Below are 24077 nucleotides of genomic sequence, written 5' to 3'. Positions count from 1 at the left end.
TTACGGCTGTAGCTTGTACCGGTCCCTGATGTTCTGCGGTAAAGCGTCAATCGCTTTCCGCTGTGCCTGGTATTCATCGAAGAACCATTTATTCGTCTCGCTAGCATCCTGGGCTTTGATTGCAAGCCACCCCATAGCGCCAATCATCGTGAGCGCTACGGCAACAAACCCGGCCAATAGGATGTAATTGAACCGGGTCGCCTGCGTGTCACGCACACTGCCGGAAAGCGCCTTAACCCTGCTTTCAAGCTGTTCGATCTGAACGGCTGCCTTGGTCAAAGCAGGTTCGAAAGCGCGGCCTAGGCTTTGGTGTATCGCCTCGGTTAGCTGGATGCCGACATCCATGCCCGCTTGAGCCGTGGCTGCCTGGATAAAGTCCTTGGTACTTTTTTGCAGAGATAACGCGGTGTCTTCGGCGTCTTCAACCGCGTCGGCCACGATGTTTAGCGAATCCCGCATGGACAGTTCAAGCACCCTGGGGATGCTTTTAATATCGTCGTGCAAGCGTCCAACATCACTTAACAATTCCGTGATTAGCGCATCCCTGGCCGTTGCAGGCATGGCGACTTGTCCATTCATTAGACCGCCTCCTTATCGAACAACTCAGCAAATACCGCGTCAAGTTTACGGTTGACCCCACGGCACAGTGCGCGCAGCCCATACATATCGGACCAACGATTGCGGTCCTCTGGGCTCGCCTCTTTGTTTTTAAGCAGTTGCTTATAGTCCGTTTCGTCTTCCATCAGCGCTTGCATAGACGTGCGGTTGACCGAGAGCGCATCGAAAAGCTCAGTTTCAAATACGGCGCAACGCTCATTGATCCAGAATGACTTGGAAGTGTCGTGGTAGGCGAAAATAATGGGAAACTCCGCCCGAACATCGCGCTCAACGCGGTTGAAGATAACCCTGATTTTCTCCGGCGGAACGCCAATGGCGGAGAGGCTGCTAATCAGTGTCATCGTTTCCTTCTGTTCTTTGGTGCCTGAAGTCACCGGAACCATATAGAAGTCAATTTCTTCATGCGCTTCGTCGAAGCCTTCCAGGTTGGCCATGAAGTCTTCGACGTTGGAAGCCCCAACGTCGATGATTGCATGGTCCTCCAGCATCAATTTCTTGAAAAGCTCGCGAAATTTGTTGCCGCGCAGCTTCTCAACGTCAAGCCCAAGGGTTTCTGCGGTTTCGTTGATGGATTCAACGGCATAAATCGGTGCGCCGCTCATGCGGGGCGAAAGGAAGTTCGCGGCCAGGGTGGTTTTGCCAACGGTGCCGGTGTAATTAATGGTGACTACTTTCATGTGGGTTTCCTTCAGACAGGAGATAGCGCACCGGGTGCAGTCACCCGATGCGCTTGGTGGTGTGTGTCCAGTGTTTTGTGAAGATCAAGACCAAGGGCTCTGCCCTTGTCATCCCGCAACGGCCGCGTTGACCTCAGGAGCGCGGGGTGGTGAAGCTACCCCACACTCCTGCGGTGAGCCTTTTCTGGGCGAGGTAACGTCAAGTGTTCGCTTCGCCCGTGCTTCCGTTCGCCGCGACAATGGAGCGCGTCACGACGAGCCGGGAGCGCGGCACCTGACATGGCCAGCTCCGCGGTGGTCGGTGGGTGGAGAACTGCTAGCGGCTGAACACGAATTCCAGCTTGGCTTCGTGGTTGAGCTTCAACGCGGCGTCGAAGGACTTACCGGTCTTCTTGCTGTGAAAGCCCTTCAGCACGCCGGTCTTGCCCTTGGTCAGCAGGGTTTCGATCTGGCCGGGAGTCAGCATCTTGCCGCTGACCTCCGGGTAAAGCTTGAAGGCGCAACCACGACAACCGATCACACGCGGCGTCACCGCCAGGTCAGTGCCGCACATGGGGCATTTGGCGTTCAGCGCGGCCGGTACCGGCTTGGCAGTGCCCTGCACGTTGCCCAGGTCCACGCCTTGCACCTGGTCGGCAATGAAGCGCTCGAGCTCGTCCAGGAACGCATCTACGGTGAGCTCGCCGGCCTCGATCATCTGTTGCTGTTCGTGCCAGAGCGCCGTCATATCCGGCGTGGTGGCAATCGCCGGCAGCGCGGCGATGAACTCCAGGCCCAGCGGGGTGGGGATCAGCTTTTTCTTCTCGACCGCGTAGAAACCGCGTTCCTGAAGCTTGGCCAGCATCGCAGCACGGGTCGCCGGCGTACCGATCCCTCCGTTTTCGCCTTTCTTGCCGTGGTCGCGGGTGATCAGCAGCTGCTTGATGCGCGGATCCTTCACATACTTGGCCACGCGCTGTAGATCCTTGAGCAACGTCGCTTCCGTGTACAGCGGCAGGGGCTTGGTCTTCTCCTTGGCCACCGTGATGCCGTCGCAGCGTCCCGTGTCGCCGGCCTTCAGTGCCGCCAGGGCATCGAATGGGCTTGCGGCGTCCACGTCCTGGCCTTCCTCGTCGTCTTCGCGCTCCTCGGCTACCTGTGCGGTCCAGCCGGGGTAGGTCACTTGGGTGGAGCGGGCCACGAAGGCGTGCCCGCTCACGTCAAACCGCACCTCGGCGCTCAGGTAGTGCTTCTCCGGCAGGAACTGGGCGACGTAGCGTTTCACGATGGCCAGGTACACGGCGCGTTCATCCGCGCTCAGCTGCTCCAGGTTGATCTTGACCGCTGTTGGAATGATCGCGGTGTGGGCCGACACCTTACTGTCATCGAAAGCGCGGCTTTTACGTTCGGGCTTCACCTCGGCAAACATCCCGGCCAGGTCCGGTAGGGCCTGGCTCAACAGGCCCAAGGTCTGCGGGGCTTCGGCAAACTGGTCGCTGGACAGGTAGCTGCAATCGGAGCGGTTGTAGGTGATGGCCTTGTACTTCTCACGCAGCGACTGGGTCAGGGCCAGGGTCTTTTCGGCATCGATGCCGTGCGCCTTGCTCATGTACACCTGAAGGTCCAGCAGCGCGAACGGCAATGGCGCCGGCGTTTGCTTTTCCTCCACGCGGGCCTCGATCACGCTGGCAGGTTTGAGCCGGCAGGCGTCAGCTACCTGGTTGGCGTAGCCCTCCTCGATGATTCGGTTCTTGTCGTCCACCGGCGCATCAGCAGCTACCACCAGGCGCGCCTGGGCGCGATGGCCATCAAAGGCCAGGCTGGCCGCGACGGTGTAGTAGAACGCGCTGGCGTGGTGCTTGTTGGCCAGGTAGCGGTTCACGATCAGGCCCAGGATCGGGGTTTGCACGCGGCCGACCGACAGCACGCCTTTGACACCTTTGGCCTGGCCGGCCAGGGTACAGGCGCGGGTCATGTTGAAGCCGTACAGCTGGTCGCCAATGCTGCGGGCCAGCGCCTTTTGGTACAGGCCGAAGAACTCGCGGTTGTTGCGCAGCCCCGCCAGGGCCTTGCGGGCAGCGTTGGCGTTGAGGTCGTTGATCAGGATGCGTTTGACCGGCGCGGTGTTGCCGAAATGCTCTAGGACCTCGTCCACCAGGAGCTGGCCTTCGTCGTCCGGATCGCCGGCGTGGACGATTTCCGAGGCGCGGCCGATCAGCTGCTGGACCGTCTTCAACTGGGCCTGCGTGCGCGCAATGGGCTGGTACTTGGCAGGGCGCAGCTTCAGCGGCAGGTCGGCCAGGTTCCAGGCTTTGTAGGCGGGGTTATGGACCTCGGGCGGGGCCAGTTCGAGCAAGTGACCGATGCACCAGGTCACGATGTCATTGCTGCCACACTCAAAATAGCCATCCTTGCGGATGACCGTGCCCAGCGCTTCGGCAATGACCTGGCCCAGCGCGGGCTTTTCCGCGATAAATACGCGCATGGTTGTCTCCGTTTATTGGCCAGGGCTTAGCCCCGGACGGTGCCGAACTTGGCATTGATCTGTTGGGTGTAGCTGCGGTCCGCACCGGGGCAGCTGTTGAGGTAGTTCAGGCGGGCCGTGGCCGTCTTGCTCCATTTGATGTTCCCGTGCTTCTTGACCAGGATGCTGAAGTAGTCCCGTTCGGCGCTGCTGCACGCGCTGCCACCACTGTTGCCGGTGAGCTTGCCGAACATGCACAGCACCGATTTGCAGGCGTCGCCGGCGAAGGCGGGACCGCTGCCAAACAGGCAAGCGGCGAACACGGCATAGAGCAGTTTTTTGCCGCGACCAGGCACGGCGTTGCCTTCGGGCTGACCTGGGCGGTCAGCCGCGTGTACGGGTGGTTTCATGGTGGATTTCCTGAAAGGCGTGGGTGCGCCGGTCAATCAGAGGGGCGTTTCAGCGTGCTCGATGGCTTCTGCAGGGCGTGAGTCTGTTGCGGCGGCCTCAGCTGTCCTGGGGCTCCAGCGCTGCTCTTGCTCGGCGCGCAGCGGCTGCTCGTCCGATAGGGCCACTTTGGCTTCGATCGTGCGCACCGGCACGGTTAGCGCGTCGATCTTCGAGGCGTCTCCGATCGGCAACGGCGGCGGCGTCATGTTGGCCCGCGACTTGAACACCTCCTCCTCGTAAAAGAAGATTTTGCGCGACAGCACCTTGATCGGCTCCGTTTGCTTGGTGCCTTGGACAAAGATCAACTGCTTGTCATAGGGCAGCTCATTCACTTCCTGAGGCAGCATCAGGGGCCGTGCCTGCTCGCTGTAGCTGTCCGTCTGGCCCCGGTTGTTCATGTCCCGCTTGTTGAACGACTGGTTCTGTACGCGCACCGTGGTGTTGCCCAGGCGCTTGCTGTACTCCTCGGCCAGCTTGATGTCGCCGGGGGCGAACACGATTTCGTTGTGAATCGCCTTCATGATGCCGTTGGCCGCTTCGTCTCCGTAGACGGCTCGGATCTGGTCCTTGCCCTGGAAGATCAGGAAGAACCGCAAGCCGGCGCCTCGGGTCAGTGCCGGCGCGGTTTCCATGATTTCCATGCGGCCCATGATGGCGAATTCGTCCATCAGCAAGGCCAGCTGGTACTTGAGCCGAAGCGTACCGTCCGCGCAGTGGCCGCCCTGCTCGGGCAGTACCTTGGAATTGAGCCGGATCGCCTGGGTGAAAAACAGGTTCATCAGCGGGCCGTATTTCTTCAGCGATCCCTCCGTCACGCTGAAGTAAATGGTGGTCTTCTCCTCGCGCAGTTTGGAAAAGTCGATGTCGTCACCCGACACGGCCCAGGCCACGGTCTTTTCGGCGTACACGGACAACACGTCGCGCACGATATCGACGGTGGTGGACCAGCCACTGCTCTTGTTCTTCGACGCTTCCAGCACGCCGTTTAGCTCGCGCAGGGTTTCAACGCTCAAGGCGTGAGGCCCACTGCCGCGGTGCTCGATGACCTGGTGAGCCCACACGCCGATCCCCGTGCCCAGCGCGCCGATTTCATACGCCTGGGGCAGCGAACAGGGCATTTCCGGGGTTTCCATCAGGTACAGCAGGATGGCGGTAAAGACGTTGCCGGCCTTGTTGTACCACTCCTGGTTCTTCGGGTTGTCCGAGACGAACAGCACGCGGGCCAGGGTGCGAATCTCCCCCAGCCGGTACAGCGGATCGCGGCTGATGGCGCTGATGGGGTTCCAGCGGTGCGTCTCCAGGCGCTCCGGCGAAAAGCGGAACACCTTGTGGCCCGCTGATGCCCGAAAGCCCGAAGTGATGTCCCAGTTTTCGAATTTGGGATCGTTCACCACCATCGAATCGGGGTAGCTCAGCAGGTTGGGGATCACGGCCCCGACGCCTTTACCCGTGCCGGGTGGCGCGGCCAGCATTACGAACTGTTGCCCGTAGCTGGCCAGAAAAGTGTCCTTGGTGGGGTGCTTGCCCAGCAGAAAGGCCGGGTACTCCTCGATCCGCTTTTGCGGATTCGAAGGGCTGATGGGTTTGGCTTTGGCCATTAGCGGCTCCCTCTTTATTTGCTGGTGTTCTTATATTCGCCGGCGTACTCGAACTGGCGAAGCTCGCGGTTGTTGGCAAAGCGCGCATCGCCGTGCAGCGTGGTCTTGGGCTTGAGCCGAAAGAACACGGCCAGCAGCGCGACGCCGGTCGGCATGAAGGTCAGGCCAGCTGTGACACACAAGGACCAGGGCAGATACAGCACACGCCTGTCATTCCAGGGAATGGTGCGGGCCTGCCAGAGCGTGTCCCAGGACAGGCCGGCCAGCGGGGCATGGGTCAGGTGCAGGAACAGCGCGCCGCCTGCGTACAGGCCGATCACAAAACCCACGGCCATCAGGAACAGAATGGACAGCGAGACTTTCCACCACATACACGCCTCCTAGGCGACTTGACGGCGTTTGCCATTGAGCAAGGCCAGCTTGTGTTCGGGCTCGTAATGCACCTCCAGGATGTGCGTCCCTTCCATGTACACCACGACATCAAACGAGGTGCGTACCAGGCGCTCGATATACTCGTAATCAAGGCCCTTGCCGACTTCCGATTGCTTGACCAGGCCGCACACACGGGCAAAGCCTTCTTCGCTGCTGTTGGCGTGCGCGGTGGTTACGGTGCCCTTGGTGCCGGTGTTCAGGATCTCGATGAAGTGCCATACCTCGTCACCGGTCAGCTCAGCCAGGAACAGGTGGTCAGGCTTCATTCGTAGCGAACTGGCCACCAGCGCCTTGGGCATCACCACATGGCCATAGAACAGGTGCACATGGTTGGGGTGGAGAGGCAGTTGCAGTTCGCTGATTTCCTGGATGGTGAGCATCCGGCGTCCGCTGGGGAACAGGTCCATCAGCGACTTGCCGTAAGTGGTTTTGCCCGAACCGGGTCCGCCAAACACGATGATGTTTTGCCGGTTGGCCACGGCCAGTTCCATGAGCCGGTCCCAATCACCGACCGCGTGTGCGTCCTGCATCTGCCGCTGCCAGGTTTGCAGCTCGTGCACGGGTGCCGAGATGGCTTTGGCCCGGTCGTAGCGGCCACTGTTGACGTAATCCTTGTGCGTGAACCGCTGCAAGGAAGGCTTACGGAACGTCATCGACAGCGTGCCCTTTTCACACGCCGGGGCCATCACGATCTGGCCGCGCTCGCCGCCCGGTAGCTCGACCGTGTGAATCGGTGTGTGCGGCGACAGGACACGGAAATTCAAGGCGCACAGGGCGTTGGCCAGCCTCCAGCACAGGGTATAGGTGAGCCACGGCGCGTCTTCCCGTGTCCAGCCGTTGGGGCCGTCTACCCAGATTTCAAAAGGACGGTTGATCGCCACGTCCGTGGTGCCTGGGCGGCTCAGCCGCTCGGTCACGCCGGACTGGTCCAGGAAGTCTTGAACCAGGGTGTCTTCGGTCAATCCCTGGGGTTCGTCAGGTAGCACTAGCGTTGTCATGCAGCCTCCTTAGCGGTTCTCGAAAACCGGCGAAAAGTCGATGTCGCGGGCGACGATGACGGTGATTACGGTGCCCGGCAGGACGTGTGCGGTGTCGGGAATGTTAATGGTGCTGTCCAGCGCCTTGTTGGCCATGCTCTCCACGTTCTGCTCGCTGTTGTTCACCGTGTAGCCGCTTGAGCTTTGCTGTGTGCTGTTGGCCGCGGCCTGGAGCGCATCCTGGATGAACGACAGCATCACCGCACCGCCGTAGCGCTGGAGGTAGTGGTGGTCGATCCACGCTTCGGTGCCGCTGGCCCCCAGGGGACCGGCGCCCAGGCTGTTGATCTGGGCGCGCACGCCGGATTGGGTTTCAAGCTCGGTCCAGGTGGTGAACACGCTGGATTGACCGCGACCGACCTGTACCCGCTGCTCGCCGGTGAGCTTGTCGCCGGCGTCGGCGATCACCGTGCTGCCATCGGCCGAGTACAGCGGCTCGGTCAGCCGGCAATCCACCATGCCCGGATGAGTCGAAATGATTTCCGTGTACAGCGCGCAGCGGGTGTAGGTGTTATGCGTGACCAGGTACTTGCGCGGCGGTGCCAGGTACGCCTTTGCCGAGGCGAACCCCGTACCGCCGAGGTCGCTCAAACTGCCGCGTGTCCCCGATGACGCATCACCGCCTAGGGGGCCGCCTGAGCCTAACGAGCCACCAGAGCCGGATTGACCATCGGCCAAAAGCGACGGCGGTCTAGACGATTGCTCGCCGCCCTGCGAGGGTTGCGAGCTGCCAACGGCGCCATTGGCAGGGCCTTCGTCCGACTGCACGAACATGGCCGGGTCCAGCTTGCGTTGCCGGGCCGTGATCACCGATGGCTGAGTCTTGTTGCTGACTCCAGGTGTCGCCTGAGAGGCCGGCGCCTGGGGCGGTTGCTCCGGGTTCGCCTTGGCTTGCTGCTCGCGGGCTTGGCGCTCTCGTTCAGCACGGGCCTTACGGTCCTCCTCGGCGGCTTCGGCGCGCAGCTTGGCCATCTTGGCCTGGCGCATGCTGTCGTCCTCACCCTGATTGACGTCTAGGGTGGCGTCCCTTTTGACGTGGGTTTCATCCACCTTGGTGCTGCCCTGCTTCATCTTTGAGATAACCACGGTCCAGACACCAGCGATGATGACTATGAACAGCACGGCCATCAGAGCGATACCCAGGTAAAGCCGCTTCTTGTCCGCTGTCACCGCCTTGCGCTGGGTACGCACGTCAAACGCGCCGCGTGCCTGGCTGCTGGCTGCGTCCGGCACGGCGGGCCCGATGCTGTCCGGCCCGGGGGAATGATCCGGGGCTTGGGTGTCGTCATTGTGCTGCATGTTTAAGCTCCCGAATCTCGCCGGTCGTGGTCCCGTTGAAGTTGTACCCGGTGTCTATCGGGGTCTTGGGTCGGGCCTCCACGACCATCTTGTTCAGCCGGAACCGGAACAGCTGGCTGACGCCATGCACCACGACCACGTTTTGCTCGTTGTGGGTGTTGGCCAGGGTTTCAGTGCCATCGGGCAGCACCTGGTACAGCACCGGTCGCGGGCCGCTGCCATTGAAGCGGAAGCAGGTCAGCATCCCGTTGTCCCAGCCTTCTGCCGGGGCAATGGAGCGGCTGGTGTCGTCCGAGCGGCGCTGGTAAGGGCCGTTCTGTACGGGGCCAGCGCAGGGGTTGCCAGGGTCACGGCGCACCGCTGCGGGCTTCTTGAGCGCTTCGGGGTAGGTAAAGCGCAGCGCGTAGGTCATGTCCTCGGTACGCTTGACCATCTTCAGTTCCAGCAGATAGGTATGCCGGTTGGTGTTGATGACCAGGTTGGTGTCGGGCTGAAGGTCCGTGATGAGCTTGATCGACACCAGGTTGCCAGCCTTGTTGGGGCCAATGGCCCAGGCCCTGGGATCGCCCGAGGCCATCAGGCCGGAGTCCTCATTGATGGTTTCATTGGGCGGAAACTGGACCAGCGTGGTGCGACCTATCGCGGTCTGCACGCGGTACACGTTGTCGGGGCTGTACACGGCAGTCTGCACACGCTTATCCAGCGGTGAGCCGTTGCCCATGATTTCAGCCTGGGCCAAGGGGCCGCACGCCATCAGCAGCGCGGCGGCGACGCTGCTCGCGACCTTCGATCTACTTGTCATGCGGCACCCCCACTTCCTGGGTCATGGTGTACGCCTTCACGCCGAAGCCTCGGGCGTTAAGCCATTGATCGCCGGCCTTTTTGGTCGGGTTCTTGTAGTCGTAGGTAACGGTCGCGATCCAGGTGGCCGGGTCCAGCTGGGGATCAGGCACGCCGTTGCGGTCCAGGACGGTCTTGGTCATGCGCACCTGGGCGGTGCCCTTGCCGTCCTTGCGGTCCAGGAAGCTAATGTTGGTAACGTCCGTGCGGATCTGGCGGTTCAGGCCCAGCACGGACAGGTAGCCCTTGGACGACAGCTGAAAGTTGCGGTAGTCCGCAAAGGTCGCGTCGTAGGACATCAGCTTGACCATGTTGAAATTGGCGTCGTTGCTGGAAAAGTTGTAGCTCTCGCGAAAGCGCACATAGCTGGCCAGCCAGAACTCATCGTCGATCTGCTCGGGCGACTTGGCCTTGCTAACCGGCTGTACCACGTCGGTGAAACCGGAGTTGTTGTCTACCCGCACCAGGTAGGTTTCCACGGTCTTGAGCGGGGTCAGGCCGATCACTGCACCGACCGACATAAAAGCCAGCGCGCCGAACACATAGTTCAGGCGGGTGGCCCGTTGGGCCTTGGCGCGCTCATCAGCGGCAATGTTCTTTTCGAAATACCGCGCCGCATGGAGGTACGCCTGCTCGGCCAGGCTGATGTCCTGTGCGGTCGCAGCATCGAGGCTGGTACGGGCGGCCAGCTGCCGCTCCTGCTCGATCACGTCCTGCTTTGACTTGCGTAGCTTCATCATAAAATCACCTAAAACCTGGGCTCGAACACGCGCTGCGTGGGGTTCAGTTCGCGGAGCATTTGGAATCGCTGGGAGGGGTTACTGCAGGGGCCTCGGGGACCGGCGAAGCGGCGACCGGGCGCGGTTTGCGCTTGGCGGGCTTGCGCACGGTGAGCGGCGGCGCTTCAGGCGCTGCGCTGGCCACCGGCTGCTCCAGCTCTGCCAGGGGCGGCGGCACAGGGGTCGCAATCACCGCCTGCCCAGGCGTCGATGCGTGGGTAAAGGGCATGTCCTCCCAGCTACCCGAAGGCTCGGAAAGCTTGGGCGCAGAGCCGCAGCCCGTCAGCAGGACAGCCGAAAGCAGCCCGCTCAAAGCAAGTTTAAATTTCATGTTAAATACCCGATAAGGCGGAATATGGCGAACAGCGGGGAAGGGATCCGGAACTCTATGCTTACTGAATTCGATTTCCAGCATTAGTCCTTATTTTAGAAATTAGCTTCGACGCTCCTCGCGAGGCGTTAATAGCCGCCCCAACACCGGTGCCCTTGCTGAGCAAACCGCCTATACCGCTTGCTTGCATAGGTGCTCCACCCATGACAGACGCGGCGTAATTTGGTAATTGCGTAGCAAGCACCGTGAAAGTAGCAAAGTAAAACAGCATAGAGAAATTTCCGGCGATACTGGTATCAATAACGCCATCTTTTATAACCTCTGTGTTTATAAATGCTACTTCCAATGCAAGAACTATTGAGAACAGTACTTGCGTAAGCATGAAACCGGCCAGCAATGCAACCCACCCCCAAAACCACTGCTTGGTTTGGGGAAATAATGCGAAGGCTATGAATAGCGGCCCCAAGCAAAGCATAATGCTTATGGAAACCTTCAACATCATCAAAGTACTAACGGCCACCAATAGAAAAGGGATGCCTCCTAGAAGGTATAAAACAATCGCCTGTAAGCCCAAATAGGCTTGCTTGAGATTTGTTATTGAGAAGTCCATCGAATCAAAAAGATTTTCGAAGGTTTGTACATAGGTAACGATCATGGAATCAATCTGGTTTACCTGGTTTCCTTCTTGCCCCGAAAGAATCCCACCCATCCAGGGTGGAAAGCCCGTTACAAAGGGGATAATCGTTTGCACAAACCAGGTCACATTCCAAGCGAGCCCCGCAATGAAGGCTATTTTCGCAATCTCTAGAACAGCTTCTCTAAAAGCAACTGTCATGCCTTGATAGAGCCAAAAAATGCTTTTCAAGGTAAAACTTAAGAGCCAGAAGGTTCCGAATAGAGCCCCTCCCCCTAGCATTACCTTGCCCATACCAGTAACGAGGGTGCTTTGGAGAGAGGCATCAACGGAGTCGTATAACTGCTGGGCTATATGAAGCTCCATTAAGAAATTCCTATTTTGACTTTAAATACTTCCTATTTTCGAACCAAACCGCATTATCTTCCATGCGGACATTTACATTTCCTAATGCGGTGCTGATCTGTAAAACCGTATCCGAAAGGGGGGTAGCTTCTAGCCGATTGACTTCATCGCGAGTCATGAACTGATTGTAGTAATGGTGATCTATGTGAAACACGCCATCTTCTTTAGAAATATCCAAAGAAGACTTTGCTGCAGCACCTTCACCAGTCCAATGCCCAACAAATCCATCACCTTTATCTGATTTGCAGCCAGAAATTTGCAGCGCAGCCAAAAGCAATGTTGCGACAACAGTTTTTTTCATCCCTTGATACCTCTTTAAACCATCAATTGTAATTTGGCAGCGTGGTCGTCTTGCCACTCATATAGTCTTCGAAATTCTGACCACGCTTTGCATTTTCAAGTCTTTGTTGTTGATCTTGGAGCATTTTCATGTTGGCAATCCGCATTTGCTGGTTCTGCTGCTCTAGCAACTCTTGCTGGTAGCGCAACTGGAGGTCTTCTTTCTGCTGGGGGGTTTGGACTTCATTGAGCTTCGCGCGCAGCTGCTCAGCGTTGCTGACCCGCTCTGTAGTGGCCTTATAATTGCGCTCCAGTGCATCCATTGCTGCTAATGCTCGATCAAACTTGGCTTGAACGCTGGCATTATCAGAGGTCAGGCCGTATCGGTCACGCAAACTCGCAATATTCTGCGCCGTGTCGTAGACATCGGACCATTCCCCCAGGGGCAACACCTTGTTCACGGACGGGTTATCCAGAAAGGCCCCTAACTTGTCGTTGCCGGTGACGATGCTCTTGTAGTTGTTGTATTGCTGTTCGACCTGGCGGATACCGTCCTTGGCAGTGTTGAGCGCTTCCAGGGCCTGCTTGGCCTGGGCCACGGCATTGCTTTCCAGAATCGCGGCGGTCACTGCATCCAGGGTGGGTACGCCTGCGGCCAGCGCGGGAACCGCGCCGGCGATCAGAACCGCGCTCAACGCGCAGGCAATTGCGTGCTTCTTCATGACAGGGCCTCGGTCTGTGGGTGTTCCTGGGCGGCTTTCCACGCTGCCTGGAAGGCTGGCATCCAGCGTTCGGCGTCCCACGTGTTCAAGGTCTTGCACAGCCGCTCGGCCTGCTCGAACGCGGGTACCCATACTTCGGGGTCTTCGGTGTTGAGCCACTGACGCACCGCTTCGGCCACCAGGAACGGCGCTACCCATACCTTGGGGTCTGTGGTGTTCAGGTGCTTGCGCACGCGCTCGGCCACGGCCAGGTTCTTTTGGGTGGCGGACAGCAGTGGCAACCAGTATTTGAGCGCGCCGGTGAGCTCCATTTTCAGCTTCACCGTCTGGTGGCCTTGCTGCGCCACCATTTCCCGGCTCAGCGGCTGCATGTCCTTCACGGCCTCGAACACCTTGCCGGTGACGCCGAATTTCTCGTAGCTCTCGGCCTGGGCTTTGCGGTTGGGCAGCCACACGGGGGTGACGACTTGCTGAATGATCGCCGGCGCATACGGCGTGTTCAGGGCCTGCTCGGGGTACTGGGTATCCATCATCAGGATTTCACCGCGCATCCGGCCGCTCTGGAGCACTTCCTGAATGGCGTCCGCCGTGCTTTTGAACGACAGCGGTACCCAATACTCGGCCATCACATTGACCAGCAACGAGCCAGGCCGCGCCTGGTGCATCTCGCGCTTCATGTAGAACAGCACGTTCAACAACACCTCCAGCACCTCGGGGTGCTTCTCGGCGTACTCCTTTTTCAGCAGCTGCGTGCAATCGAAGGCCAGGCGCCGGTAGCTGTGCGCGTCGAAGCGATTGACGGGCGAGTCCAGCACCCAGGCGTATTGCCCTTCCCGGCTCCCGGCCAGGCGACACCACTTCGAAAGGCGCGTGTGCAGGCAATTGCCGCCTCGGTGCGTGATGTTTTGCAGCAGCAGCGACATGCCGCGGTAACTCACGTTGCTGTGCTGCATGACGGCTTCCACCGAATCCTTGATTTCGTCCTGTTCCTCGTCGCTGGTCTTGTCCTTGCCGCCGGCGCAGGCCAGCACCAGGTCGAACAGCATCTGGCGAAGCCCTACGCTGTCGCGGAACTGGAACGGGTTCACGCCGGTGAAATGCCCCGGCTGCAAGGTGTAGTACTGCGTATCCAGCGCACCCAGCAGGTTTTTCAGTGACTCGTTGTAGTCGATGCAGAAAATCATCGGGTTGAAGCGGCTGAGGAAGGTCAGCACCGTGGCTTCTGCCGTGGTTTTGCCAACACCCGTTTGGCCGGTGAAGGCCGCATGACCGGGCAGTAGCTCGCCCAGGTTGTTCTGGCCGGGCGGGCTGTCATGCAGGTTCAGCAGGTACAGCGCCTTGTTCACGGTCAGCAACGGCATCAGGCCGGTGCCGTCGCCAATGGGGTTGCCCTTGGCCTTGCCGGTTGGTGTCGCGTGCAAGGAAAAGCCGCAGGCCAGGTTTTCGGTGGACTTGATCATGGGGTACAGCGCATCGGTCGCGCCGGGGAACTGCGTGTACCAGGTGTCGATGTTGCTCATGGTGGAGCGCACGAACGTGGCGTCATGAACTGCAAACACCGAGGCCATTTTCGAGCCGTTCTCTATAGCCGCGTCCGGTGTCTTGCCGAACACGACCAGGGAGGCGTAATAGCGTCCGAACGCCTTATCGCCGAGGGTGATCGCCTCGATGGCGTTTTCCAGCTCCAGCGATTGCTTGGATTCCTTTTCCACGGAGCCCAGGTCCGCAATGTGCCGCTTGAATTTGCCCTTGGCCGCATTGCGGTCCTCGAACAGAAACGACTGCACCAGGGTGAACTCGAATTGCTGCTCGATGGCCTCGTCCCACATGCCCGGATAGCTGGAACCGGGGTAGTCGCGCAGGTCATAGGTCGTGGCGAAGCGCTGGCCACCCCGGTTGGGCCGGTTCTCGATGAAGTCGTACTGCGCGAAGCTGGTCACACTGTCGATCACCGCGTCACCCAGCCGGGTGTCGCTGACCAGGATGTCCTTTTCATGGCCGTTGAACAGCAGGCTGTAGTAGCGGCCCATCTGCGAAAAGAGCGCGCCGTGCGCGTTCTCCTCGATCCCCATGATGGCCGGGTCATAGTCGGCCAGCATGGTGTCGGAAAGCGTCAGCAGTTCGCTCATGCGCTGAATGCCTTCATCGACCTCGCGATATTTGAGAATCAAGGCGATGCTGTAGCCGACCTGGTAGAAGGTGCCGTCCCGGAACGGGGCGGTGTACGCGTCCACAAAGTCCTGCAAGGCGGGCAGCGGTAGCGTGTACTGCGAATCCAGCTCAATGCCGGTCTTGGTGATGTAGGTTTGCAGCATCAGGTTTTTGCCTTCCTTCTTGCCCATGGCCAGAAAGAAGCGGTTGAGCTTGTGAAACAGCCCAATGAGTTCGTCATTGCTGCGCGTTTCGTGTGACACGCCCTTGAGCCGGATCAGGCTGACCAGGCGATTACCGGGCAGGGTCACCATGTGTTCGTGGACCGGGTACCGCAGCAGCGGCACCTTCACTTCCGGGGGCATAACGCTTCTGTGAAAATCGCGCGCCATAGAATTCACTCCATTGCGGGTTGAACGGGGTCAGCAACAACGGCTTGCCGTAGCTCAGGCCCAGCTTCAGGCGCCGTAGCCCAAAGCGGATACGGCGCAGGTACTGGGGATCAATGAGGCCGACAACCCTCAAGGCGATGAGGGCGATCAGAAAGGGCGCGGCGGCGATCAGCCCCCACACCCAGGACAGCAGGGCGGTGGCGGCAATGCCGCACACCAGTCCCCCCATCAGGAGCCCCACCATCGGCATGATGGGAATGCTCCAGAACATCGCCGGCCGGCTCATCCCGTTGTAGCTTTCGAAGGTCAGTTGCTTGAGTGCGTCGTTACCGGCCATAAGCGCTCCCGGTTACGCCGGCTCGCCGGTGCCGAAGACCTGCCAGGCCGCAGCGCCTAACACCATGGTGCCGCCGACGACGACCAAGACGCCGACTTGTTGCAGGTGGTCCATGAAGGTGTGGGACCGGTCACCCGTGGAACGGGCAATCTGCCACTGGATACCCGACCACATCAGGCAACACAGGCCCAGGGTGCCGCCCAGGGCATACAGGGCCAGGCGGATGTTGGTGCCCCAGGTCTGCAACGTCTCCTGCCAGTCAGCCGAGGCAAAGCCCGGCATGCAGGCCACAGCTACCAGCAGAATGCACAGTTCGGTTTTGTTGGGGACAAGGCTTCGCTTGGTCATCATTGATCTTCCTTAACGGTCGGGGAGGTTTCTTGCGGGGTTGATGCGGGAACGTCGGAAACAGCAGGTGGAGCGGGTGGAGCAGAAACCGGGGCGGGCGGTGGATAGCGTGGGTATTGCCGAAGCACGTCCCAGCTTTCGTACACCGGCTGCACGGTGGTTACGGGTTCGGCGGTTGCGCGCTGTAGCCGGCTTTGCGCTGGCTGAGCGCCGCCTTCCAGGGCTGGCACGCTGATGTCTGCGTTGGCCAGCACACGTTGAACGTGACTACTGCCGCCAAAGTCGGCTTCGGCCTGGAAGCCGCGTGTGAGGTTGCCGCTGTAGTAGCAGGAGATGGCCTTGCGCAAGGCGCCTTGCGGGTCGGGGTCGGCTTCAGCCGCAGCGGTGTAACAGTCCTGCAAAAGCTGCGCGGTCATGCGCAGGTTGGTGCAGGGCTCGAACATGGTTTCGGGGTGGCTGACATCGAAATGCTGCCGGTTGATCTGGCCCAGGCCGATGCTGAAGTTGGCGCCCTGCCCTACCAGCTTTTTCACCGTCAACACCGCTTCATCCAGGCTTTGTGGCTGACGCGGCAAGGCTCCGCCCACGACCCCAATGGCCCAGGGATTGAAGGAGGATTCTGTTTTGACGATAGGGGTAAGCGTGGCGGGGTGTATCGAGGGGGCGCATTGCATAGCCAGGGCCAAGAAGGCACTGGTGGTGAGCATTTAAAACTCCATGAGGGATAGCGGAATTTAAGACTCCTGAATTTCTTTCAGTAGCTTTTCCATGGCTTCCTCCAGGTAGTTATCGACTACATATTGGGCCATCTGCGAAGCCGTGATTTGACGCTTGCCCCTGTAGCTCACATCAATAGCCGATTCGGAAAGTGTATTGAAACGCTCAGCGCCGATATAGATGACTCGAACATCCGCTTTAGCGCCAATTTTTCCACGATCTTTCAGGGACATAAAATCTCCAGACACGAAAAAAACACCGCGTATGCAGTGTTTTTAGATTTGATTTGACAGGTAAGGAATTAGCTAGAATTAGCTAATAAGGTCATTCACGAATGGCTGCTCAATTGCAGAGTAAATCTGCGAGCTAGCAGGAAGGCGATTCAAGAGGCTTTTCTCTTTCTGCAAAATCTCAAAGAGGGCCACTTGTCTATCCGGCACCGACTTTATCAGGGTAATGGCTTCAAGCCTGGCAAGAAGCTCAGGGGAGACATTGCGATGTTCGATTTTAGCGATTTTCTTGTCAGTTCTGACCAACAACGAGCCCTTGATTGCTTCGATCAAGGAATCAGAAATGGTCGCCAAGACACCACCGAAGCTAACGAACTCATTGACGCCTGAAAGCTGCAACACCGCTGAGGTGTGTACCATTTCAGGGTCCAGCCGTACAAAAAGGTAACCCGGGAAAAGCTGAGTTTCTGAGGTGCGGACGCCGTTACAGTCGGCTCGTTTAGTCACTTTCAGCTTGGTCGGAGAAAAAACCTCGGCTCCTAGAGCCCTGATGCGGTGTACGAGTAGCTGAGCAGCTTTAGGGTTATGAGTGATGAGATACCATCTGGACATCCTTTTACCTCCTACAACTGGGCACGCTCCGCCACAAACGCGCCGTCTGTATTTCTTCCTGGCCATGCAGCAGTAACCTTGGCCGAATCCGTGGATCCTATTGCGGGGGCTGATTATACGTACAGTACAAAAAATTGCCACAACACATTTCCTCACCGCAATAATAGGCTCTTCATAGCTCTTTAACAAGCATTTTCGCTTAAAATGCGATTTTGCACTGTTAAAACCACATAAACCCTTGAAAATCAAAGTCTTTTGGGCGCCAAAAAATGAGTTCTATAAAAAAGATCATCGGCTCTCGCATCAAGGCGCACCGTAAAATCAAAGGGGTAACGCAATCTGCTTTGGCTGAGGCTATTGATTGCGAAGTGACATCAATCGGTAGGTACGAGAGGGCAGAAACCGCCCCAGATGGGGAGCAGTTAATTAGAATGGCGGAATACTTCGGCATATCGCCAATGGATTTCCTCCCTGTAAAAACCGACGTGACCCGCCAGACAGTCCTGGATATGCGTTCGGAGCTGACAGACCTCATTTTCCAAATCAACGATCCCAGGCAGCTGGAACGGTTAATTAGCGTAGCTCAGGAATTTACAACGCCGGATCGTAAAGGACGTTAAGGAAAAGTCTAGAATTTTCTGGTAAAAGGTTGCTTTTCAACCGGAGCTTTTGACTTTATGCAGCCACACATAGGTCAGGGTAAATATGAATAATAATTATTTCGCCAACCTTATTAGCAATATGGGTAGCTCCCACAGCGCCTTGATAGAGAAAGGTTTGATTCCCGATACGGAGTTGGTACACCTTTATGAAGATGACGACACATTGGAGCTAGAAATAGCGCCAGGCGTTGAACTTGTCTTTTACTCAGAAACGCAACGCTTCGAAATGATTACACTATCATTCACAAGAATCTCAAAGAATGTGACAGACGATTTCAAAGCTTTTTTACCCAAACCACTTAATCGCATAGAGAGTCAGACTGAAGTTCATAAGGAGTTGGGGGCTCCTATGTTCACCAAGTCGCAGCTGGATTTGTTTCCTACAGAACTATATGGATGGGATGTTTACCAACTAGATTCTTGTTTACACCCCGAAGCAATGTTGGACATTCAATATAACAAGGAAATGTTAATAAGTAATATCTTAATATCCTTGATGGATAAAAGTGTCTAACCTAGTCAAGACTATCTTTTTTTTAAAACGCCGGCTTAGGGCAGTGCCCCTAGTTTAGCGCTTGCACAAGATACAACCTTGTACTTTCAGCCTCGGGTGACATAACAATGAACGAGCTTCGGCTTGGATGGGAACCAACCAACGGCACACCCATAGAGGAAATCGAAAGAAAATTACGTGAATTTACCGACAACCGGGGAGGTGTCCTCATTCTCGGAAATGCAACGCTGATCGCCATTCCACAAAGGCCAGACGCGATCGAACTGGCAAAAAAAGCCATGAACGAAGCCCGTTTCATCGTTGATTTCCAAGTAATTCCACTAAAAGATGGAGATTACATGGTAGCGTTCCATAACGTAATATCTGTATTCGTCGGAAAAGATGAGTTCAGCACGAAAAAAGCTGAAATAGAGTCAAGGATCGAAGATTTAAAATTTCCGGGAGAAATTTTAATTTCACCACCAAACGAAAACTCTAAACATACCATTATAGGTCTTTATGCCAGGGGAAAATTACAAAAAGATGCTTACGAGTTCACCGCTTATAAGCATTTGTAAAATTCCCTAGAGCGCCTTCGAGAATATACGTAGGCGCTACCAGAATAATTATTTTTTTCCTTCAGAAGCTTCTAACGCATCCAAACATTGTTTGAACAGTACACCTAGCTTGTTGATTCCCTTCTGTTCGGCAATGCGGTAGAACCGTTCCTTATCGTCTTCGTCCACACGGATATTGAACTGTACCTTCGGGGGCTCCGCTGACTTCCCAAAAGGACGTCGCCTAGCACCTTCGGGCTCCTGGGGCCTTACTGGCTCACGCGACGGCCAGTTGTTAGCTTGCGCTATCGCGTCGATATCGCTCGCTATCGTTACGTTAGCATCTTCATCTTTGGGTTTGAATTTTTTCAAATTAGCAAACGGATCGGGCCTGTTTGACTCTGTCATAGCTTCAACTCTCTTTCTAGCAGGGCTAGCACTTCCCCAGATACGGCTTGAGCATTGATCAATGCTGTGTCTAAACCAGGTACTTGGCTACTATCGAGGTCTTCCAAAGGCCGTTTAAACGTAAACATTGCCCTGAATGCATCTCGCTCGCACATTTCAGAAGCAAATACGGTTACGCCCTGGTCTAAAAGACTTCCCCTTAAGCTTGCGGTAGTCCGCGTAGTGTAAGCGGCTGGTGTTCCTGTAAAAAGTATTGCGTGTGGCAGTCTATATCCAGGTGCGTGGCGTCTTACAGAAAGCTCTTGGTCATGGATTAACTCTATGGCTTTGGACGCTTCTTCAGCATCGAGGTATGAGCCGCGCATTGGTACTATTACAAAGTCTGATTCTTGCAGCGCATGAACGACTATTTTAGCTGCCGTTCCTTCTAGATCGACAAAGACAAAAGGATCATTTTTTGCTGCTTCTCTAATTTTGCTTGCTATATTGTTTTCGGTGACATCCGAAATAATATGCAAATTCGCCGGGCAGTACCCCCCTTTTGCCCATTTCATCATTGGTGTATTTGGGTCGGCATCAATGATAGTGACATCTGCACCGTTTTTGGCAAATTGCAGAGCAACAGTAAGGCAGGTGGTTGTTTTGCCCACCCCCCCTTTAGGGCAAATGAACGGGACTGTAGGCATAGGCACCTCAATTCAAAGCAGCGACGATAGGACCGAACAGGTACGATAGCATGCGCTATCGTTCGATATCGCAAAAAGTTATCGTGCGATAGCGCGTCCTATCGCCAGCTGAGCTTAGAGCAGATTGAAAATGATATCAATCGATATCGCTAGATATGATAATTATGATAGCGTGCGATATCGTATGATATCAATAGCTGCGCAACAATACGATAGCATCCAATAGCAACCGATATCGCACGATATCTTGGCTATGGTTAGCAGGGACACTAAGCATTTCCACCCAGTAAACCGGGCTAAAGCCTCGGCCACGCAGGGCGGCGCATCACTGCCTGCAAATGCGATTAGCGATGCCAGGTAATGAGGATTACCTAGGTCATTTAAGGGCAAAGCCAAGAGCGATTCGGCGGGCGTGGTATAGTCACGGTCGAGCATATTTGTACCTGATCGGGATGAGTGTGTTCCGCGCTGGGGGTGGTTGCAGCCACGCCTCAGCACCTCGTCTGTTCGACTTATGCCATAAAGGCAAGCACTGGGAGGATGTCCTGGGGCACACGTCCCGTAAGCACCAGAAAGCGCCTCCAGACACCGTAGGGGACTTTCCTGACGCCCTGTTTATAGTCACGCACGCGACGATCTGACGACACGCCTAGCAGCGTTGCCAGCCTTCCATCTGTGCCGTATTCGGGAAAGTGGCCTTGGAAATGCCGGAAATACGCCCCCACTATGTCCGGGGAAGGCGCCTCCCAGCCTTCATGCTCACGCAAAAGATGAGCACGACCCAGCGTGCTCTCGTCCACCTCCGTTTGGCCCTGACACCGGGGGGCATCCAGGTTTGCTTTCAGCTGTTCGATAGCCGCCGTTGTAGCGGCCTCGAAAACTATTCTTTGCTGCTCCTCTATAGAAGGCAGGGGTATCTCTAGCTTCATATCTGATTCCTTCGGTGGTACCTAAGAAGCTGGGGCCTTTCGGCCCCTTCTTCACCGTGGTGACAGCTCGATGCTTCGAACGTCTGAAACACGGATATTGACCAGACTCAACGTCCCTGTGGCTAGCTGTTTCCAATGCCCTGTCTGATGTACATGAGCCAGGGCATAAAACAGGTAGTCAGGTAACAACAGGTCGGTTCGATCAACTCGGATTCCGATGTGTTCAGGGTTGAACACTCGGCTTACCTCGCCACACCGTTCTGCTGAGCCCCGACGAACTAACCAAAAATGTGCCTCTGGAAAGTTCGTCTGGATGGTCGCCACCGCAGCTAGTTTCATCTCGTTCTCCGCTGGCGGCGTGACTAGCCCCCTCAGAGTCGAGTGGCTTTGTGCTCGCCACCAACAGGATCCATACTAGGCGCATTGCGCCTAGCGGTCAAGGCTTTTCTAGGCACAATGCGCCTAGTGCATGATTCTTGGTCTTTGCTGCTCAAAAAATGCCCATCCATAGGCGTGGCCCTAAAACTATTGATAAAATAGGTTATCAAGAGTTTTCGGTTAGCATGGCGTTTGGGTCGATTTGGGGAGGGCAGGGGAGATGGGGAAGCTAATAGCGCACCAGGAGGCGGGCGAACGCCGGTTGACGGCGGTCGAGTTTCAGCACCTGGCCACGGTACCAGCGGCGGTCGAATGGGTTGCGAACATTGATAACCCGCGCACGCGCCGTGCGTACCAGAACGACCTGGCGGATTTCTCTTCCTTTATAGGATTGACCACTGCAGAAGAGTTTCGCGTGGTGAACCGTGCCCACGTCCTGGCCTGGCGTGCCCAGCTGGAACAACGGGGCCTGGCCGGAGCGACCATCCGGCGCAAACTCGCAGCGCTGGCCAGCCTGTTCGACCACCTGCTGGAATGCAACGCCGTCGCCGGCGGTAATCCCGTGCATGGGGTAAAACGGCCCAGGATCGAAACCAACGAAGGCAAGACACCAGCGCTGGGCGATCACCAGGCCAAGGCGCTGCTCGATGCGCCGGACATGGCCACCTTGAAAGGGCTGAGAGACCGCGCACTGCTCGCGGTACTGCTGTACCACGGGCTGCGCCGGGAGGAAGCGGCGCAGCTGACGGTGAGCGATATCCTGGAACGCCGCGGTATCAAGCATTTGCTGGTCCACGGCAAAGGCGGCAAGGTGCGGTATCTACCTTTACACCCCGTAGCGGCGGACCGCATCCATGATTACCTAGAGCGTTCCGGGCATCACCTGGTCGCGCCGAAAGGCCCGCTTTTCCTACCCCTGCGCGGTCCTGTTGACCGAGGCGGCATCACGGCGGATGGCATCTATAAGCTGGTCGAAGCCTATGCGAAAAAAGCAGGCATCAAGGTAGACGGCCTGGGCGTACATGGCCTGCGCGCTACAGCGGCAACCAACGCCCTTGAGCATGAGGCCGACATTGCCAAGGTCCAAGCCTGGTTGGGACACGCCAACATCAGTACCACGCGGATCTATGATCGCCGGCAGAACCGGCCGGAGGACTCGCCTACCTACAAGGTGAAGTACTGATACAGGGCATTATCATACATAGGTGCAACCTTGAACTGAGCGCCGAAAATAAATAGCCGTTAAGGCCCAAACCCATTGACAAGGTAACTATTTAATGAGAGCAGCGGGGGAGGGGAGGGGAGGCTTAACGAGGAACTGGTGGAGCCAGTCCTCGATGTCGGGACTGGCTAAGGCACTGGTCAGTAAGCGCGGGGCTGACCAACACGACGATACTGACGGGCAGGCGGCCTGTCGTTTTTGCCCGGCGTGCAGCGACCCAGGTGCGACAAGAAGAACTCATGATCACTACTATGAAGTGCGTTTAGTTCGACGGCCTGCGAAAGAACCAACTTCATGCTGTCGTGCCATTCTTGCTTTTGAAGCACAGCGACCGCTAAGATCTGATCGAGACGCTTGACAATGCCTACTCGATGCTGACCGAAAAGCTGTTCTTTGCACGCATAGATAAAATAACGGATTCGTTGTTGGTACAACACGTAGGGATCGCTCATATGCTGGGCAAAGCTATCGCACTGATTTGAAGTCAAAGGCGGCATCATCTTCTCCCTAAAGTAGTTATCATGTATCCTTGACATACTACCTAAAACAAAACAGGCTTTCAATTTAAAGTCTAACCGCACCGTATTTTATCTATCTGACTCTAGTCAACATTGCACGCTGTGCGTTCCTGGCCGACAGCATTTAACTTGCAGTCCATGCGCGTCCACTACAGAATTTTTATCAGCTTTATCGCCAACAGATGCGCAGGATAGAAGAAATAGCCCCAACGGCCAACACGCCATACTCGAAATCCTAAACTAATATTGGCCAAATATAAGCCAACCAGCGGAGCAAGAAAAGCGGCTATCCAGATGACCCGGACAAACCCGTGTGCATCTCCCCTTATTACCCACACATTACGATTGTTTGCCGCCACACACACCAATGCTGCGATAAGGGGCCAACAGGATTTATATTTGAGGGCCATAAGGAATATTCCTGGCAACAGTACGCCATAGACTCCGTACATCAGAGAGGAGTTAAGAGCCACAGCCAGTAACGTAACGCCTATGGACAGAAACAAAGAGGGCTTTGAGCGATAGTGAATCCCCCAGGCGACTAGCAGGCCAAGCATGAGTGTCGGCATGATATTCGTAGTGCTGGAGGACCAGTCAAGCCACCGATAGGGGATTTCTGAAATGACAGTGAATACTATCAGCCATATAAGATAGCGGCTATTGGCGTCCGTAATCATGGAATCGCTCGGTGCCCGCGCGATATTTATTGCCATTGCTAACGAAAAAAATGGAAACGCGAACCGTCCAAGAATAAAAAGAACCTCAGCTTTTGGGAAAAGATACCGGAGGTGATCAACCAGCATACTGGCCATGGCAAGCCATTTTATGAGGTCTTGAGCAGAATTGCGGCCCCCATGTTCCATATGATCCCTTATAGCTGTAGCAATTACTGG

30 protein-coding genes are annotated in these 24077 nt (G+C 56.6%); 4 read left to right on the top strand and 26 right to left on the bottom strand.

Annotation, left to right across the window (positions count from 1 at the left end; all coding sequences use genetic code 11):
• From LG385_RS25210 to LG385_RS25115, 20 genes are all read right to left on the bottom strand, one after another.
• Positions 1-579 (bottom strand): hypothetical protein, encoded by a 579-nt coding sequence (locus tag LG385_RS25210; RefSeq protein ID WP_225776539.1) that lies wholly within the window; start codon positions 577-579, stop codon positions 1-3.
• A complete protein-coding gene (gene stbB, locus LG385_RS25205) occupies positions 579-1295 on the bottom strand; it encodes a StbB family protein (RefSeq protein ID WP_225776538.1) in 717 nt (238 codons plus the stop codon). The genes LG385_RS25210 and stbB overlap by 1 nt, the downstream gene beginning before the upstream one ends.
• 316 nt (positions 1296-1611) lie before the next feature.
• Positions 1612-3759, bottom strand: a complete 2148-nt coding sequence (locus LG385_RS25200) for a type IA DNA topoisomerase (protein ID WP_225776537.1) — start codon at positions 3757-3759, stop codon at positions 1612-1614.
• Between the two features lie 26 nt (positions 3760-3785).
• Positions 3786-4148: a TrbM/KikA/MpfK family conjugal transfer protein gene (locus LG385_RS25195; protein ID WP_225776536.1), complete on the bottom strand. Its 363-nt coding sequence runs from the start codon at positions 4146-4148 to the stop codon at positions 3786-3788.
• A gap of 36 nt (positions 4149-4184) precedes the next feature.
• Complete coding sequence (locus LG385_RS25190; RefSeq protein ID WP_225776535.1) at positions 4185-5786, bottom strand: type IV secretory system conjugative DNA transfer family protein; 1602 nt, start codon at positions 5784-5786, stop codon at positions 4185-4187.
• A 14-nt stretch (positions 5787-5800) separates the two neighbouring features.
• Positions 5801-6157 carry a hypothetical protein gene (locus tag LG385_RS25185; RefSeq protein WP_225776534.1) on the bottom strand — a complete coding sequence of 119 codons (357 nt, stop codon included), beginning with the start codon at positions 6155-6157 and terminating at the stop codon, positions 5801-5803.
• 9 nt (positions 6158-6166) lie between these two features.
• Positions 6167-7216, bottom strand: coding sequence for a P-type DNA transfer ATPase VirB11 (virB11, locus tag LG385_RS25180; RefSeq protein WP_225776533.1), 1050 nt, complete (start codon positions 7214-7216; stop codon positions 6167-6169).
• Positions 7217-7225: 9 nt separating this feature from the next.
• Complete coding sequence (locus LG385_RS25175) at positions 7226-8554, bottom strand: TrbI/VirB10 family protein (protein ID WP_225776532.1); 1329 nt, start codon at positions 8552-8554, stop codon at positions 7226-7228.
• On the bottom strand, positions 8541-9308 hold the full coding sequence (locus LG385_RS25170) for a TrbG/VirB9 family P-type conjugative transfer protein (RefSeq protein WP_225776549.1): 768 nt from the start codon (positions 9306-9308) through the stop codon (positions 8541-8543). The genes LG385_RS25175 and LG385_RS25170 overlap by 14 nt, the downstream gene beginning before the upstream one ends.
• Positions 9309-9345: 37 nt before the next feature.
• The gene (locus LG385_RS25165; RefSeq protein WP_225776531.1) at positions 9346-10134 is read right to left on the bottom strand and encodes a virB8 family protein; all 789 of its coding nucleotides are present in this window, start codon (positions 10132-10134) and stop codon (positions 9346-9348) included.
• 43 nt (positions 10135-10177) lie between these two features.
• Positions 10178-10504, bottom strand: coding sequence for a conjugal transfer protein (locus LG385_RS25160; protein WP_225776530.1), 327 nt, complete (start codon positions 10502-10504; stop codon positions 10178-10180).
• 61 nt (positions 10505-10565) lie between these two features.
• Positions 10566-11504, bottom strand: coding sequence for a type IV secretion system protein (locus tag LG385_RS25155; RefSeq protein ID WP_225776529.1), 939 nt, complete (start codon positions 11502-11504; stop codon positions 10566-10568).
• A 10-nt stretch (positions 11505-11514) separates the two neighbouring features.
• Positions 11515-11844 (bottom strand): hypothetical protein, encoded by a 330-nt coding sequence (locus LG385_RS25150; RefSeq protein WP_225776528.1) that lies wholly within the window; start codon positions 11842-11844, stop codon positions 11515-11517.
• 22 nt (positions 11845-11866) lie between these two features.
• Positions 11867-12544, bottom strand: coding sequence for a P-type DNA transfer protein VirB5 (gene virB5 / locus LG385_RS25145; protein WP_225776527.1), 678 nt, complete (start codon positions 12542-12544; stop codon positions 11867-11869).
• Positions 12541-15087, bottom strand: a complete 2547-nt coding sequence (locus LG385_RS25140; RefSeq protein WP_225776526.1) for a VirB4 family type IV secretion system protein — start codon at positions 15085-15087, stop codon at positions 12541-12543. Before LG385_RS25140 ends, virB5 begins: the two co-directional genes overlap by 4 nt.
• The gene (locus LG385_RS25135; protein ID WP_225776525.1) at positions 14990-15424 is read right to left on the bottom strand and encodes a VirB3 family type IV secretion system protein; all 435 of its coding nucleotides are present in this window, start codon (positions 15422-15424) and stop codon (positions 14990-14992) included. The genes LG385_RS25140 and LG385_RS25135 overlap by 98 nt, the downstream gene beginning before the upstream one ends.
• A 12-nt stretch (positions 15425-15436) precedes the next feature.
• Complete coding sequence (locus LG385_RS25130; RefSeq protein ID WP_225776524.1) at positions 15437-15775, bottom strand: conjugal transfer protein; 339 nt, start codon at positions 15773-15775, stop codon at positions 15437-15439.
• Entirely contained in the window at positions 15772-16479 is a 708-nt protein-coding gene (locus tag LG385_RS25125) for a lytic transglycosylase domain-containing protein (RefSeq protein WP_225776523.1), read from the bottom strand. The genes LG385_RS25130 and LG385_RS25125 overlap by 4 nt, the downstream gene beginning before the upstream one ends.
• 27 nt (positions 16480-16506) lie before the next feature.
• On the bottom strand, positions 16507-16722 hold the full coding sequence (locus tag LG385_RS25120) for a hypothetical protein (RefSeq protein WP_225776522.1): 216 nt from the start codon (positions 16720-16722) through the stop codon (positions 16507-16509).
• Between the two features lie 78 nt (positions 16723-16800).
• Positions 16801-17331 (bottom strand): transcription termination/antitermination NusG family protein, encoded by a 531-nt coding sequence (locus LG385_RS25115; protein ID WP_225776521.1) that lies wholly within the window; start codon positions 17329-17331, stop codon positions 16801-16803.
• 269 nt (positions 17332-17600) lie between these two features.
• On the opposite strand from LG385_RS25115, the gene LG385_RS25110 reads away from it, so the two are divergent.
• The 3 genes from LG385_RS25110 (at position 17601) to LG385_RS25100 (ending at position 19064) form a co-directional block, all read left to right on the top strand.
• Complete coding sequence (locus LG385_RS25110; protein ID WP_225776520.1) at positions 17601-17951, top strand: helix-turn-helix domain-containing protein; 351 nt, start codon at positions 17601-17603, stop codon at positions 17949-17951.
• Between the two features lie 85 nt (positions 17952-18036).
• Positions 18037-18507 carry a DUF6392 family protein gene (locus LG385_RS25105; protein ID WP_225776519.1) on the top strand — a complete coding sequence of 157 codons (471 nt, stop codon included), beginning with the start codon at positions 18037-18039 and terminating at the stop codon, positions 18505-18507.
• Positions 18508-18614: 107 nt separating this feature from the next.
• On the top strand, positions 18615-19064 hold the full coding sequence (locus LG385_RS25100) for a hypothetical protein (protein WP_225776518.1): 450 nt from the start codon (positions 18615-18617) through the stop codon (positions 19062-19064).
• Between the two features lie 48 nt (positions 19065-19112).
• Here LG385_RS25100 and LG385_RS25095 read toward each other — a convergent pair whose 3' ends face one another.
• The 4 genes from LG385_RS25095 to LG385_RS25565 all read right to left on the bottom strand — a co-directional run bounded on the left by LG385_RS25095 (position 19113) and on the right by LG385_RS25565 (position 21405).
• Positions 19113-19451, bottom strand: coding sequence for a stability/partitioning determinant (locus LG385_RS25095; protein WP_225776517.1), 339 nt, complete (start codon positions 19449-19451; stop codon positions 19113-19115).
• The gene (locus LG385_RS25090) at positions 19448-20137 is read right to left on the bottom strand and encodes a ParA family protein (protein WP_225776516.1); all 690 of its coding nucleotides are present in this window, start codon (positions 20135-20137) and stop codon (positions 19448-19450) included. The genes LG385_RS25095 and LG385_RS25090 overlap by 4 nt, the downstream gene beginning before the upstream one ends.
• A 512-nt stretch (positions 20138-20649) precedes the next feature.
• Complete coding sequence (locus tag LG385_RS25085; protein WP_225776515.1) at positions 20650-21066, bottom strand: hypothetical protein; 417 nt, start codon at positions 21064-21066, stop codon at positions 20650-20652.
• A gap of 51 nt (positions 21067-21117) precedes the next feature.
• Positions 21118-21405: a hypothetical protein gene (locus LG385_RS25565; RefSeq protein WP_318781430.1), complete on the bottom strand. Its 288-nt coding sequence runs from the start codon at positions 21403-21405 to the stop codon at positions 21118-21120.
• 259 nt (positions 21406-21664) lie between these two features.
• On the opposite strand from LG385_RS25565, the gene LG385_RS25080 reads away from it, so the two are divergent.
• A complete protein-coding gene (locus LG385_RS25080; protein WP_225776514.1) occupies positions 21665-22627 on the top strand; it encodes a tyrosine-type recombinase/integrase in 963 nt (320 codons plus the stop codon).
• Positions 22628-22806: 179 nt separating this feature from the next.
• Here the strand turns inward: LG385_RS25080 and LG385_RS25075 are convergent, their stop codons facing one another.
• A complete protein-coding gene (locus LG385_RS25075; protein WP_148485225.1) occupies positions 22807-23163 on the bottom strand; it encodes a hypothetical protein in 357 nt (118 codons plus the stop codon).
• A 170-nt stretch (positions 23164-23333) separates the two neighbouring features.
• Complete coding sequence (locus tag LG385_RS25070) at positions 23334-24047, bottom strand: TraX family protein (RefSeq protein WP_225776513.1); 714 nt, start codon at positions 24045-24047, stop codon at positions 23334-23336.
• Between the last annotated feature and the right edge of the window lie 30 nt (positions 24048-24077).

The organism is Pseudomonas sp. Marseille-Q5115 (assembly GCF_916618905.1).
Lineage (GTDB): Bacteria > Pseudomonadota > Gammaproteobacteria > Pseudomonadales > Pseudomonadaceae > Aquipseudomonas > Aquipseudomonas japonica_A.
This window is presented reverse-complemented; position numbering and strand designations above follow the sequence as displayed.